We start from the raw sequence: 13964 nt of genomic DNA, 5'->3' as shown, positions 1-13964 counted from the left end.
GGGAACAGCACGAGCTGAAAAGCCACTTGGCAAAGCGCCTTTCTTTGCCAAGTTAGCTGAAGCCGTACCCGCGAAAAGCGAAGTACCTTGCCGGAGTAGATTGATACACGATACATAAGAACATTTTTATTTTGGCCACGATGCTTTTGTCCCAAGCCGTTTCATTGTTTTTCCAAAAACGCCAGCGCCAGCCAGTATAAGGCTGCGTCCTTAAATTTCCGAGGATCAAAACCGGTCAATTGCTCCATTTTTTTCAAACGGTACTGCAGAGTATTCTTATGGATAAACAAGGCGTCACTGGCCGAAGCAATGCTTTGCTCGTGTTCGAGGAACACCTTTACGGACTCCACAAGCTGCTGGTGCTTTTTTTCGTAAAAAACAGGGAAAAACCGCTCAACAAAATCTATTTTCACTGCTTCGGGAATCTGGTAAACGATCGATTCGATTCCCAAGTCATGGAATGCCACTACCGACTGCTTTTTCTGCCTGGCGAAAAACAACGCTTGTTGGGCCTCCTCGAACGATTTCACGGCTCCATCCATGTCATGCTGCTGTCTGCCCACCCCGCAATGAATGCCAATTTGATTGCTGCAAAGCCTCCGCAGACACTCCTTAATCTGAGACGGAAAGGATACAGGCGGTTCCTGCTTCAACAAAATAAATTGGTTGGACTGCCATAGTACAAGGATGTCCTGTGCCCCAATACCGAGCATGTCACCGATCTCTTTCATGATCGACCGTAAGCGTTCCTGCCTGGTCAGCTCTGAATCCTGCTTTTCCTTTATATGGACAAGCTCGAACAACAAGACCTGCCTCGATGCTGCCATTTCGATTTGCAACGTTTTGGCACGCAGCAGAAAGTCGCTTCGATCCGACCATTGGCGCCGCATCCATTCATGGACAAATCGTTCCCTCACGCTTTTTTCCAGCTCCAACTCCTGACTGACATACGCTTCTTTTACCATGACCTCGGTCATTTTATGAATAATTTTGGCATAGTCACTGATTTCCTCGGGGTTTCCGGTTATGCCGATAACGCCGATCAACGCTCCTTTGAAAAAAATCGGCATGTTCATTCCCACTTTGGATCCCTGGTGGCTCTGATCCGAATAAATCGGAACCGGCTCCCCTTCCTGAATCACCTTCAATGCTCCTTCATGAAAGCTCCCGATTCGCTCTGTATCCTTGCTGGCAATGATAATGCCCGTTTCGTCCATGATATTAATATTGCGCTCAATGATTTTTTCCATTTCCAAAACGATTTGCTGTGCGATTGCTTCAGATAAAAGTGCCATTTGCCATCCCCCGCGTGTTGTTTTGAAATACAGCAAGGACTGCCGTCGAGGCAGCCCTTTATTTGTTGGAAGCCATGATGGCTTCCAACAATGATTCTTTTATCCCTAAATCGATTTTTCCATTTGCAGCATCTACCGCAATAATATCGATGGTATCTCCCTGCAGATAACCAATCCAGTACGGCACATATAAGACTGCTGTTTCCAGGATTTCCACCGCTATGTCTTTACGTTTCTTTTCACGACTGAAAGCCTCCCAGTATATTTCATTCCGGGCAACCTCCGGCACTGGTTCTCCGAATGGCGCCAGCAAAGAAGTTTCGTTCGATACCGGACGATATTGTGCCGATTCAGGAAGAATAGCCGTGTGATGCTGATACGTTTCCACTGCTACTTTTCCGCGGATTGGATCTTTCATCTGCTTGCTTCGATACTGGTAAGAAAAGCACCAGTAAGGAAGATGGACCAACTCGATGGAGGTCAGCTGCCGTCCGGATCGGAACAGCCGCTGCCATTTGGCAATCAGGTTGTTTTGATGCTGTTTGATTGATCGTACCGCTTCCTTTTGTCCAACAGCTTGTTGCAAAACATAGCTATCCATACGCTTTCACCTACATCGTTGTGGTTTGAATGATATATAAAATCAGCAAGGTGACGAAGAAGTAGCCGATCAAGATGTATGGCCATTTTTTCATCGATTTTTCCTCTTCGATTTCTTTTACTTTATCTGCTTCTGACTGGCGTCGTTTCAATTCTTCCTGTACCGGCTCCGTATCGCCGAAGACCAGGCCGGCAAGCTTCTCCTTCACTGGTGCTTTGCCAAACAGGCTGACGACATAGCCGACGGCGACTGCTACGACTGCCCCGACAACATTATTATATAAAAACGAAATATCGGCAAACGTAACTACCGCCCAAACGGCCAGCATTCCCGCGATGACTCCGGCAAAGGCTCCTGTGCCGTTCGCCCGGCGGAAAAAGATCGCCAGAATGAACACACCAAGCAGGGCACCATAGAAGTAAGAGCCAATTTCGTTCACCACTTCAATAACCGGACCGAGATTCCCGGCAAAGAAGGCGAAAACCGTTGCATACAATCCCCAGAAAATCGTCGCCCAACGGGAAGCTTTTAAATAATGGGCTTCCGAGGCATCCTTTTTAAAGAATTTTGCGTAAAAGTCGCGGACCGAAACCGCTGACAGTGAGTTCAATGCCGAATCAAGGCTCGACATCGCTGCCGCGAAGACACCGGCAATGATCAAACCAGTGATTCCGACGGGCAAATTGTTGACCACAAACAATGGGAACAATTCATTCAAATTTTCCACTCCAGGGCTGCCGGCTTGCGAGTAAAACGCATACAGCATAATTCCTATAACCAAGAACAGCATCATTTGCGGGAAGATGAACAGGCCGCTGACAATCAAGGACATTTTACTTTCCTTGATCGATTTACTCGTCAACACCCGCTGAATCTGGCTTTGGTCTGTTCCAAAATAGGCGGCATGCATGAAGAAACCACCAATGACACCGGCCCAAATACTATACTCGACAGACAAGTCGAATCGGAAATCAAGCGACTGCAGCAAACCAGCTTCCGCTCCGATATCCATCGCACCGGAAAAACCGTCCGGCATGGTACTGATAATTTTAATGATAGCTAATGCCGCACCTAGCCACAGGACAAACATCTGAATAACATCCGTCCAGATAACCGCGGAAATGCCACCCAGAACGGTATAGGCCACCGCGATGATCGCCATGATAATAATTGTAACGTTTACATCCCAGCCGGTCACAACCGACAAAACCAGCGCAGGAGCGTACAGGACGACACCTGTAGCAAGACCGCGAGCCACCAGGAACAAACCGGCTGTCAGCGACCTTGTTTTCGCATCGAAGCGTCTTTCCAGATATTCATAGGCCGTATATACTTCCGTCCGGTAAAAGAACGGGACAATCGTCACCATCAAAAACGCCATGACGAGCGGAACATTGATATACGTGTTGATTCGTTCCAGACCACCGGAATATCCCCAACCCGGCGCACCGATGAACGTAATCGCACTTGCCTGGGTCGCCATTACCGACAAGCCGATTGCCCACCAGGGAATGCTGCGTCCGCCTAAGAAATAGTCCTTTGTCGTTTTTTGATTTTTTCCGAAAAAAGCACCGAAAAATGCGATTCCCAGTACATAAACAATCAATACGATAAAATCGATTGTTGTAAAGTTATTCATTTTGTTTCCCTCCCAATCTCCCTTTTATCTAATCGAATTAACTGCATTGCACGTGTTGCTGCTGTATATAACAACCTTTCCCCTTCGGCCATTGCTTCTTTCAGTGCCATTGGCTGATCGACAATCGGAATGACAACAGTCAGTCCTTCCGCCTGGAGACGATCGAGACCATCGCCGATCATGCCGGCAAATGCCACAGTCGGTACACCCTTCATCCTTGCCGCCCGGGCGACACCTACAGGTACTTTGCCGAATAACGACTGGCCGTCCACTTTTCCTTCCCCGGTGAATACCACATCGGCTCCGACCAGGTGTTCTTCCAGCCTGCTTAATTCAACCATAAGCTCTAGGCCGCTGCGGAATTCGACCTTCAACAAAGATTGGAGCAAAAAGCCGATTCCTCCGGCTGCACCGCTTCCCGGCTCTTCTGCGACGTTATGCTTTACTGCTTCGGCAGTTACTTTGGCAAATGAGGCCATCCCTGCTTCGAATGTTTCCAGATGTTGCGCTGATATCCCTTTTTGCGGTCCGAAGATGGCGACAGCTCCGTCTCTTCCAAGCAATGGATTGGTCACATCGGAGGCAACAATAATATTGACCTGTTTTAACTTTGGTTCGAGCCCAGTGGCATCAACTTTGGTTATCCGATCGAGCCGCCCGCCGACCCGACTGATTTCCCGGTCGTTTTCACCGTAGACTTTCAATCCTAACGCCTGAAACAACCCGACACCGGCATCCACGGTCGCACTTCCGCCAAGTCCGAGGATAATGGTCTCCGCCCCTTTTTCCAACGCATCACGGAGCAGTTGGCCGGTTCCATAACTCGATGCTTCATAAGGGTTCAACTCCTCCGTCTTCAGCAGCGGCAACCCGGAAGCTGCTGCCGTTTCAATGACTGCCGTTTTTTCTTCTTCCATCCATCCATAGCTTGCCTCAATCACCCTGCCTAGCGGATCCTCCACCTGGCGTGTTATTTTGTCCCCGCCTCTGCTGAGGAGTACGGCATCGACCGTCCCTTCACCGCCGTCGGCCATCGGCAGCTCTACAACTTCAGCCTGTCCATCTGTCTCCCGGACAGCACGACTGATCGCTTTTGCTGCCTCGATACTCGTGATGGACCCTTTGAAGGAATCAGGAGCAATTACATATTTCATCCTGCTCCCCCCTTAGACCTTCAGCCAGGCAACCTGATATGGCTGAAGGGTAACCGACAGCTTACCCGATCCAGAAACATAGGTTTTTCCTGAAATAAGGTCGTGGGCCGTTTGGCTGTCGCTATCAAGGGACAGGCTTTGCGGATTATCGGATACATTGATAAGAACAAATACTTTTTCTTCCGGACTGTCTTTATTTGTCCGCACGATCGAAAAGACGTGTTTGTTCAATTTTAATACTTCCTGCGGGCTGTTCGGATGAAATGCCCGTTCAGCGGTTCTGATCCTGATCAATTGTTTCATGTTTTCCAGTACCTGACTGCGAACCGAGGCTGGATCGGCAAGCTCTTGTTCCAACTTCCCTCTGTCAAGCTTCTCCCGATTGATGGAACGATAGCGGCCAGTCTCCTTGACACCCTCCTGATAATTCCGGGAACCAAGCATACTGTGAATGTAGATGCCCGGGACGCCGGTTACCGAAAGCAATACCGACTGTGCAGCCGCAAAACGCTTCACTTTTCGATCCTGTGGATCTTCGGGATGGGACAAAGCATCAAAGTAATTGATATTCAATTCATACGGGCTTTTTGTTCCGTCCCCATTATCTTTGTAAGAAACATAGCCGCCATGTGCGTGGACTGAATCGATCATCGCTTCTACTTCCCCGTCGGTCAGAATGCCCTCCACCGGGCGGACACCAATGCCGTCATGCGAGGCCAGAAAATTAAAATACGTGGTCTCTTCCGTCGTTTCTTCCAGACTGCTTGCCCAATCAGCCAGATGACTGGCATCTCCGGTCAAAAAGGTGTGAAGCGTCAGCGGGGGCAATGGGAATTGGTACACCATGCGTGCTTCATTAAAACCGTTGCCAAAATAACTGATATTGTCTTTATGCGGCACATTCGTTTCGGTGATCAGAATCGTATCCGGCGCAATCGTGTCGACGATATTCCGGAACAACTGGATCATTTCGTGGGTCTGATCCAGATGGATACAGCTAGTGCCCATCTCTTTCCATAAAAATCCGATGGCATCGAGCCGGATCAGCTTGGCTCCCTTGCTGATATAGAACAAAAGCAACTCGATGATCTTCAGAACGAGCTCCGGATTTTTGTAATTCAAATCAATCTGGTCTTCACTGAAGGTTGTCCAAATGTATTTCGATCCGTTAGCGGTTTCAAACTTCGTCAACAGCGGCAATGCTCTTGGACGGGTGACCTTGCTGTAATCGGCTTCCGGATCGGCTTCGATGAAAAAATCCTGGTAAGCGGGATTCCCTTTCAGGTATTCCTGGAACCATTCACTTTTAGCAGAAATATGATTGATAACGGCGTCGAACATCAGCTCATAATCATCTGAAAGGCTTTCCACGTCTTCCCAACTGCCTAGTTTCGGATCGACAGCAAAGTAATCGATTACAGAAAAGCCGTCATCTGAACTGAATGGATAAAAAGGCAGTACGTGTACACCGGTCAAGGTCTCCTTTACATGATCGTTCAGAAACTCATGAAGACTTTGTAAAGGGGCTTTGCCGTCTTCTTTGATGGTATCGCCATAGGTGATCAAAATCGTATCCTTCTCCGAGACAAAATCACGATTCCTGCTTTGACTTGGAATAGTTGACTCATACTCCCCCATTAATCGTTGTATATTGGTCAGTAAGTAAGCAGCGTCCTGCTGTTCATAAATAAATTGCAATTTTTCTTCCATAGCGTGAAGCGTTTTCTTGTCTATTTCCATGTTGTTCGCCTCCTCCAGCTTTGTTTGTTACATTCTATCAAAGCAAAAAAACGCTTTCAATGTTATCGATAACAAAATAACACTTGTTTTTACCCTTTGTTTTGTTTTATGAAACAGTACAGTATCCAAAAAAATACCGCTGCCTGTTGCCAGGTGCGGCGATAATAGCCAATCATCCCTTTTTTGCCGGAAATGCTTCCTGCAAATACGTCACGGACTGGTTGATCATCTTTTTTAGAACATCATGATTGATATCCGCAAGCTTGTTGATATAAATACAACCTTTCCCGGCCTTATGTTTTCCCAGTTCAGGAAGCAATTTTTCACGGTCAGGATCACCGGTTGCCATAGCCTGGGTGATGCGTGCCTTGCGCGGGGAATATATCAGAAAAAATAGCGTGTCTTTGTGATGAAGTTGATTTTTCTTCGATTGATCTGCCCGTCCTGCTTCATAGTTACAGTTTGACCAGCCCCGCCCTAGGCTATAAATCTTCTAACGCTATGACTTCTCCATCGGCTGCAGACACTCCATGATGGCAATCCAACTTTCCGCAGAGAACGTATTTATTCTTGGAAGAATCATATACATATACCGGTTCCAACTCCACATGACCCTTTATTTTCTCAAATGCTACTTCTTTAGGAATGGTTACAGATTCAGGGACTTCCCAGGACTCAAACACTTCCCACAAGTCTTGATTATCGATATAATTTTCCGGGATTAGACGATCAGCATCGATAAATACAAGCAGCTTTCTACTAAAAACCCTCTGAGTATGATTATTGGACTTTAGCGTTGCAACCATTTTTCCATTATCACGGTGGATTGTCTTTATAATCCACTTTCCTGAATCATCCGGGTATTCTTGGAGCAGTACTTGTTTTACTGCCTCCACACAGCCCGCCTGCTGCTCTAATGTAATTGGGAGTACATCCGGTGATGCTTCCAAGGAAAAAGCCTGGTCTGTTGTTACTTTATCCTGCCAGCCCCTATTTAAAGGAGTAAAAGAATTTAATGAATCAACTTGCTGCTCATCCCATACGATTGGTCTGTCTATCGTCTCCACGGTTCCGGACGGAGTGCCTATGTCAAAAGTTATGGTACCGGTTTGATCATTTTTCACGTATATTTCTTCCATAGCGTAAACCGGAATCAGCTTCTCCTGCTCGAGAGCAGGAAATTCAACCAATTGTGCTTGCTTCTTCGCCAGCGGTTCGATGCTTTCAAGTGAAAGTTGATAAACAGCTTCTTCCACCACATCAGTTGTCGGAAAATCTCCAGTTATCGAAAAGAATAGGAGCTGCCCTTTTTTATCCATCTTTACTTCTATTTGGCCACCGGGAGAGACAGCAGTCCCGTTTACACATGCTTGAAACCGGTATTCCTGTCGGGAAGTTTTTTGCACAGAGAATTGTTTTCCAAATACCAGCCCCGTTTCTTTCTCCACCCAACCAATGACAGCGTCCGTTGATAAAGAAGAAAAAGAAATGCCGTTTTCGGCAAATGATTTCCCGCCGACAAATATAGCACTTATAAATACTTGTTGATGGATGTCGATTTCGATTACGGCCGTTCCTTCCGGGTTTAAATCATCTTCACCAGGCTTTGGGGCATGCGCTGGAAACCATTCCATCGTTAATGTGTAATTCGTTTCTTTAAAAATGGTTACACTGCGGTTTAAATCATGCCTCCCCAGATAATAGTTTTGCAAACCGAATTTCTCTTTCGTCAAATCAACCAATGCTTGTATTCTCTTGTCCAATATGCCTCTCCTTTCTTCAGCCTCTTATGTATCATTCAATAATGACTGATCTATAGCTAATACGATAGAACTTCCCCATTCGTTTCATGATCTTCGAATGATAACTCCCAGCCATTTAAGCCCTCGATAGGATTGACACCGAGAACTTTAACGTGAGAACTTGCAAATATGCTGGCGCGATAAAAAAGAGGCTGGAAAAAAGCATAGTGACCAAGGTGCTTCTGCTTTTCTTATTTTTTCATAACCTGGCTCAGCAAAAAAAGCAAACCGTTCTAACCTTCTTTTATGAATAGTGTAACTCTCCACTCCGGCAAGGTACTTCACTTTCTGCGGACACGGCTTCAGCTAACTTGGTAAAGAAAAACGCAGTAGCTTACCGTAGTGATACGAAGGACTCATCCAACAACAGGTAAAAAGGAAATCTATCTAAGGAACTTACAAATCAAAAAAAACCGAGCGAATTCGAATAGAAATTAGAATTCGCTCGGTTTTTGCTTTAGTCGCCATGCCTTTGTCCGGCCACTCTTATTTAAAAATCATATTCTGCTTCCTTTGCTTCCCTGATTTGGCTGAATGTCTCGGTTAATACGACGGTATCTTCTGCCAGCCGCCCGATACGGAACAACACATCATCATTGACGATTTCTTTGCGGTGAAAGTCTTCCTCTTCGATAAACACATAGGTTTGCACCATTTGTGCTTTCATGTAAGCAAGAATCGGTTTCAACTGTTGCTCGACCATCAAGTAATGCTTCGCCGAACCGGCTGTCACCAATATACTGACGACCTTATCACGGAACGCATTGACCGGAAGCAGATCGAACACATTTTTCAACGTAGCCGGAATCGACGCCTGGAACACGGGAGTCCCGATGACGATCGCATCAGCTTCCATAATGGTTTCCGCAACATATTTTGTATCTCCTTCATATTCCATATAATTCCGTCCATCACTGAACTGGACGTCATATTCAGCCAAGTCGATTAACGTCACTTCTGTATCCGGATATTTTTCCTGAAGCGCTTTGACTGTATAGTTCATGGCTGTTCTCGTCTTGCTGCCGACTTTTGAACCGGATAATCCGACAATCTTCACTTCCGCTTCCCCCTAATCCTTTGCTGTATATTTTCTGATCGCTGGTAAAATTTCCGTTCCGATCAACTCGATATTTTTCTGCAGTTTATCAAACGGCATGCCGCCGAAATCAATTTGGGCAATATACCGCTGATGACCAAACAACTCGTGCTGGTATAAAATCTTTTCGATAATTTCCTGCGGACTGCCGATGTTCATGATATTATGCGGATCGACCCCTTGTGCAAAATGCTGCTTTGGAAAGCCCTGTCCGTTTGTCTTTTTCATGCCCTCGTTGATAAATGGATACATGTCTTTCAGCGCCTGCTGAGAAGTCTCAGCCGCATAGAAAAAGCCTGCAGTTGCTACTGGCAGTTCGTCCGTATCGAAGCCTCTGCTGCGGGCAGCTTCCCGGTATGCATCGACGGACCGTTTGAACACCGTTGCCGGACCACCCAAGTGCGCGAGGAACATCGGCACCCCTGCATAACCGGCTTTAATCGCGCTCGCAGGAGAACCGCCGACCGCACGCCAAATCGGCATGGAGCCGGACTGAGGACGCGGCAGGACACGCGCATTTTTTAATGGCGCCCGGAACTCACCGCTCCAGTTGACTACTTCCTGTTCATTGATTTGCTGCAACAACTCAAACTTCTCTTCAAACAGTTCTTCATAGTCGCGGATATTATAGCCCAATAAATCAAATAATCCAATCCGGGAGGCTCGGCCGGCAATAATTTCCGCTCTGCCTTTGGAAATCAAGTCGAGCGTGGCGAAGTTTTCGTAAACACGTACCGGATCGGAGGTACTGATTATCGTCGATGAACTGGCGATTTTGATTTTTTCCGTCGCCTGTGCGATAGCCGAAAGCACCACCGCATGTGCCTGTGTCGCAAAATATTCCTGGTGGCTTTCTCCAACGCTGAAGAAATCGATTCCAGCCTGCTCGGCCAGTTTTGCGTATTCAATAATTTCATGCAGCCGTTGTTCTGCTGAAATCCTCTCTCCTGTCAATGGATTCGGCAAATGGTCGCCCAATGTATAAATGCCGAATTCCAATCCTTTGTTTTTATCGATTCGATATTTTTCCATGTTTCTTCCACCTTTCTGCAAAATTACTGCTTGGCTGTCGCTTTCCGGACAACCGGTGCGATTTCAGAAGCAAATAGTTCGATCATGTCCATTACCTTTCGATACGGGATATTGCCATGATCGATTTGGACGAGAAAACGCTGGTGCCCGAACAACTCATATTGATAAAGAATTTTTTCGATGATTTGCTGCGTACTCCCTACCATCATCGCATTCTTGATGCTGGATGCCTCTGCAAAACGATCCTTCGGAAAAGAAGTGCCCCAATTGACCTTCGAGGTATGGTTCAAGTATGGGTAATATTCTTTCATCGCTGTACTGGTATCGTCCCCCACATACAGCATCGAGGCCATGGAAACCGGAAGTTTTTCCGGATCATGGCCAGCTTCCACGGCACTGCGACGGTAGCCCTGTACCCGTTTTTCAAATACACTGGACGCCCCGTACAAACCGGCAAGCTGGATCGGCATCCCCAGCCTGCCAGCCTTCATCGCACTCGCATGATGCTGACCGACTGCATACCAAATCGGCAGGCTCCCACCCAACGGTTTTGGATAAAGCGCTGCCTCCTGCAAAGCCGGTCGGAAATTACCTTCCCAGGTGACCGGCTGTTGCTGGTTCAATTGCTGTAAAAGCTCCAGCTTCTCATCGAACAATTCCTCATAATCATTCAAATCATAGCCGAATAATTCATAGGCTCCGTAACGCGACCCGCGTCCGGCTACAATTTCCGCTCTGCCTCCTGACAAGAGATCCAGGGTCGAGAAATCTTCACAAACACGGACCGGATCTGCCGTACTCAGCACTGTCACCGAACTGGTCAGTTTGATGTTTTTCGTCACGCCCGCTATTGTTGCCAGGATGGTTGGCGTAGAGGATGCAACAAAGTGCTTCTGATGGCTTTCCCCGACCCCGAAGACATCCAATCCGGCTTCCTCGGCAAGCCTCGCCATTTCAATAATTTGGCCGATCCTTTCCTGTTCACTGATTTCTTCACCATCACGGATTGGCGGGAGCAGATCTCCCAATGTATATAAACCTAATTCCATTGCTTTGTTTTGGGTGATAGGAAAAGCTTCCACATAATTTCCGCCTTTCTTTTTTCCCGGTGCACTGTTATTATAAAAGATATAAACAAATAATATAAGTACCCACTTAGAAGTGCTATAGTATACTAAAAGATACCATAAGAAGGTGAACTCCATGACGATCGAACCGGATTTGTGTAAAGTAGAAGATGCGTTGGGCATCCTGGTTGGTAAATGGAAGCCGATTATCCTGCTTCATTTGCTGAAGGACGGCACGAAACGTTTCAGCGATCTTAAACGTAGTGTGCCGGGAATCACGCAAAAAATGCTGACAAAACAGTTGCGTGAACTGGAAGAAGAGGATATTATTAAGCGTGTCGTTTATCCGCAAGTACCGCCGAAAGTGGAATATTCGATCACGGAATACGGCATGAGCTTACAACCGATTCTGGAGGCGATGCATGAATGGGGAACCCGGCATACGCTCCACAAGCAACAGAAAAACAACAACGAAGCTCTTAAAACCGTTTCCTCAGACGAATAATATTACAATAGCAAGGCTGCTTACGGCAGCCTTTTTGGTGTGCAAGCTCCTACATAGATTGAAATGCTTTCTGTACATCCGGGCAGGCAAACGAAACATCAGGAGAAAAACCTAACACAAAGGAGAATACAGATGATTACGAAAGTTGGCAGGAATAATCCGTGCCCTTGCGGCAGCGGGAAAAAATACAAAAAATGCTGTATGAAGAAAGACAATGTCGTTCAACTGCAAGAGGTGAAAGAAGAACGTTTTGCCCAGCAAAAGCTCAACATGGTCAACCAGTTGAACGATTTCATCCTGGACAAGCTGTCTGTCAATCATTATCATCCGTTGGAGGCCGAATTCAAAAAACGGACAAACCATGCGCTAGGAGGAAATCAACGAGGTTTTTTCAACTTCTGGCTCTATTTTTTCCATCGGTATGACAATGGATTGCGCGGCATTGAATGGTTTCTGGCTGAAAATGAACAGCGGCTTACCGCGGAAGAAAAACAGATGGCGGAACGTTGGGTGCAGATGAAGCCGAAAATGATCGAGGCTGTCGAAAGCAACGAGAAAGAGGCCATATTCCGTGATCATTTCAACAGGGAAACATTCAACCTTCCCATCACGAAGGAAAACCTTCCGGAAGTTTTTCCTTGGCATGGAACCTTGGCGTTGCTTGAGCCTGTCGATGGTTCTTACTACTTCAACGGGGTCCGATCGCTGGTTACGCCGAAACAATTTTACCACGCCATAAACTACGTCAGGGATTTAAGAGCGGAAAGCGGCGCGGACCTGGAACAAGTCTTGCTGGAATACTATCCTGAAATACTGGGAGCCCTTGTGAACGGTCCAGAAACAGAAGAACGCGCCAAACAGGAAAAAGTGACTTACACTTACATGTTCCTGTTGAACGACAAAGACGAGGCAGAACGTTTTTTATACAACGATGAGGATTTCGGCATCGATGAATGGGGAGTGACCTACAAAAGGTTGAATTGGTTAAGTAACGTTCAAGAATATACCGACAGCGAAATCGATGGAAAAGTCCGTTTATCAGAGGTCAACGCTACCTTGGAAATCGAAAACAAGTCATTGACCTTCACGACAACCGACCGGGAAACCGTCGACGCCTTCTTGCGAAAGGTGGAAAAGACCAACGGTGCGATTTCTTATGCGGAAGATTTTGAACAGCGCTTCATGCTTCCCGTACAGATAGACAGTAAGCAATTGGCGATTTCCTCTGATGAAGGAGTGCCGGAATATATCGCTTTATACGCCCATCATTCCTTGCATACCGATGTGGATAAGAAAATCCCAGTTTATGACAACCAATCTTTACGGGAACTCGTCTCAGCCGGACAAGTGGAACTTGCCGAACAATGGCTGAAGCAGGCCGAAAATGATATGCATCGAATGGTTCATGAAAGATACGGAGCTGTCGATATCACTCCCGACTTCAATACCGTCAGGAGAGAGCTCGGACTGCCGCTGTCACCATTTGTGACCGGAGGAGAAAACCGCCATACCAGCATCCGTCCGGTTTCTCCCGAGCCTCGTGGACATGTGGTTGCCGAAGCTGATATCCCGATTTATGAAAAACTCGGATTCACGGCGGACACGGTAAATGCATTTTACGTTAAAGACATCGTTGCTTGTTACAAAGAAAAAACGGACGGAAAATCGGAAGGAACGGAACGTAAATACCGTAACAGTCTGTTTGATATAAGAGAGGCTTTGGAAGCAAGGGACAAGCAAAGCTGGGAAGCGTGTGATTTGGCTTTCTGGCGTGATCTATTATTGGTCGATTTCTTCGCTTTAAACGAAGAAGTCAGCAAGTCGATGATTAAGGATATGGTCACAACTGTAAAAGCGCTGACCAAGTGGCTGGCCAATGAAGGCAAGCTCACAATCGACAAACAGGTTGCCGCTGCCGCGAAAGACTACCAAACGAAAATGCTGGAAATCTATGAAACAGAATATCAGTATTAATAAAGGTGGAGGGCTGTAAAAAGCCCTTCACTTTTTATAGATTTTGCTGTCCTTATGCT

General features: G+C 46.7%; 12 protein-coding genes. 2 read left to right on the top strand and 10 right to left on the bottom strand.

Annotated elements, in window-relative coordinates; genetic code table 11:
• Positions 1–161 precede the first annotated feature (161 nt).
• The 10 genes from ERJ70_RS03810 to ERJ70_RS03765 all read right to left on the bottom strand — a co-directional run bounded on the left by ERJ70_RS03810 (position 162) and on the right by ERJ70_RS03765 (position 11441).
• Positions 162–1295, bottom strand: a complete 1134-nt coding sequence (locus ERJ70_RS03810) for a CdaR family transcriptional regulator (protein ID WP_209367280.1) — start codon at positions 1293–1295, stop codon at positions 162–164.
• Positions 1296–1353: 58 nt separating this feature from the next.
• On the bottom strand, positions 1354–1896 hold the full coding sequence (locus tag ERJ70_RS03805; protein ID WP_209367278.1) for a hypothetical protein: 543 nt from the start codon (positions 1894–1896) through the stop codon (positions 1354–1356).
• A 10-nt stretch (positions 1897–1906) separates the two neighbouring features.
• Positions 1907–3535: a sodium:solute symporter family protein gene (locus tag ERJ70_RS03800; RefSeq protein ID WP_209367276.1), complete on the bottom strand. Its 1629-nt coding sequence runs from the start codon at positions 3533–3535 to the stop codon at positions 1907–1909.
• Positions 3532–4689 (bottom strand): glycerate kinase, encoded by a 1158-nt coding sequence (locus ERJ70_RS03795; RefSeq protein ID WP_209367275.1) that lies wholly within the window; start codon positions 4687–4689, stop codon positions 3532–3534. Before ERJ70_RS03795 ends, ERJ70_RS03800 begins: the two co-directional genes overlap by 4 nt.
• Positions 4690–4701: 12 nt before the next feature.
• Entirely contained in the window at positions 4702–6429 is a 1728-nt protein-coding gene (locus ERJ70_RS03790; protein WP_245208109.1) for an alpha-amylase family glycosyl hydrolase, read from the bottom strand.
• Between the two features lie 172 nt (positions 6430–6601).
• Positions 6602–6778 carry a DUF1801 domain-containing protein gene (locus ERJ70_RS03785; RefSeq protein WP_209367273.1) on the bottom strand — a complete coding sequence of 59 codons (177 nt, stop codon included), beginning with the start codon at positions 6776–6778 and terminating at the stop codon, positions 6602–6604.
• Between the two features lie 133 nt (positions 6779–6911).
• Positions 6912–8192: a hypothetical protein gene (locus ERJ70_RS03780; RefSeq protein WP_209367271.1), complete on the bottom strand. Its 1281-nt coding sequence runs from the start codon at positions 8190–8192 to the stop codon at positions 6912–6914.
• Between the two features lie 529 nt (positions 8193–8721).
• Positions 8722–9288: an NADPH-dependent FMN reductase gene (locus ERJ70_RS03775; protein WP_209367268.1), complete on the bottom strand. Its 567-nt coding sequence runs from the start codon at positions 9286–9288 to the stop codon at positions 8722–8724.
• A gap of 12 nt (positions 9289–9300) precedes the next feature.
• The gene (locus ERJ70_RS03770) at positions 9301–10359 is read right to left on the bottom strand and encodes an LLM class flavin-dependent oxidoreductase (protein ID WP_209367265.1); all 1059 of its coding nucleotides are present in this window, start codon (positions 10357–10359) and stop codon (positions 9301–9303) included.
• A gap of 23 nt (positions 10360–10382) precedes the next feature.
• The gene (locus tag ERJ70_RS03765; RefSeq protein WP_209367262.1) at positions 10383–11441 is read right to left on the bottom strand and encodes an LLM class flavin-dependent oxidoreductase; all 1059 of its coding nucleotides are present in this window, start codon (positions 11439–11441) and stop codon (positions 10383–10385) included.
• Between the two features lie 121 nt (positions 11442–11562).
• Between ERJ70_RS03765 and ERJ70_RS03760 the strand changes: the two genes are divergently transcribed.
• A complete protein-coding gene (locus ERJ70_RS03760; protein WP_209367260.1) occupies positions 11563–11931 on the top strand; it encodes a winged helix-turn-helix transcriptional regulator in 369 nt (122 codons plus the stop codon).
• Positions 11932–12063: 132 nt separating this feature from the next.
• On the top strand, positions 12064–13905 hold the full coding sequence (locus ERJ70_RS20170; RefSeq protein ID WP_309507298.1) for a YecA family protein: 1842 nt from the start codon (positions 12064–12066) through the stop codon (positions 13903–13905).
• Positions 13906–13964 lie beyond the last annotated feature (59 nt).

This window comes from Sediminibacillus dalangtanensis (assembly GCF_017792025.1).
GTDB classification, from domain to species: domain Bacteria; phylum Bacillota; class Bacilli; order Bacillales; family Amphibacillaceae; genus Sediminibacillus; species Sediminibacillus dalangtanensis.
The sequence above is the reverse complement of the archived record's forward strand: the minus strand, read 5'-3'. Positions and strand labels throughout refer to the sequence as shown.

Bases quoted from the DNA above. Each gene is read 5' to 3' on its own strand.
- ERJ70_RS03805 (WP_209367278.1), bottom strand. From the start codon at position 1,896: ATGGATAGCTATGTTTTGCAACAAGCTGTTGGACAAAAGGAAGCGGTA.
- ERJ70_RS03770 (WP_209367265.1), bottom strand. From the start codon at position 10,359: ATGGAAAAATATCGAATCGATAAAAACAAAGGATTGGAATTCGGCATT.
- ERJ70_RS20170 (WP_309507298.1), top strand. From the start codon at position 12,064: ATGATTACGAAAGTTGGCAGGAATAATCCGTGCCCTTGCGGCAGCGGG.
- ERJ70_RS03785 (WP_209367273.1), bottom strand. From the start codon at position 6,778: ATGGCAACCGGTGATCCTGACCGTGAAAAATTGCTTCCTGAACTGGGA.
- ERJ70_RS03795 (WP_209367275.1), bottom strand. From the start codon at position 4,689: ATGAAATATGTAATTGCTCCTGATTCCTTCAAAGGGTCCATCACGAGT.
- ERJ70_RS03760 (WP_209367260.1), top strand. From the start codon at position 11,563: ATGACGATCGAACCGGATTTGTGTAAAGTAGAAGATGCGTTGGGCATC.
- ERJ70_RS03790 (WP_245208109.1), bottom strand. From the start codon at position 6,429: ATGGAAATAGACAAGAAAACGCTTCACGCTATGGAAGAAAAATTGCAA.
- ERJ70_RS03800 (WP_209367276.1), bottom strand. From the start codon at position 3,535: ATGAATAACTTTACAACAATCGATTTTATCGTATTGATTGTTTATGTA.
- ERJ70_RS03810 (WP_209367280.1), bottom strand. From the start codon at position 1,295: ATGGCACTTTTATCTGAAGCAATCGCACAGCAAATCGTTTTGGAAATG.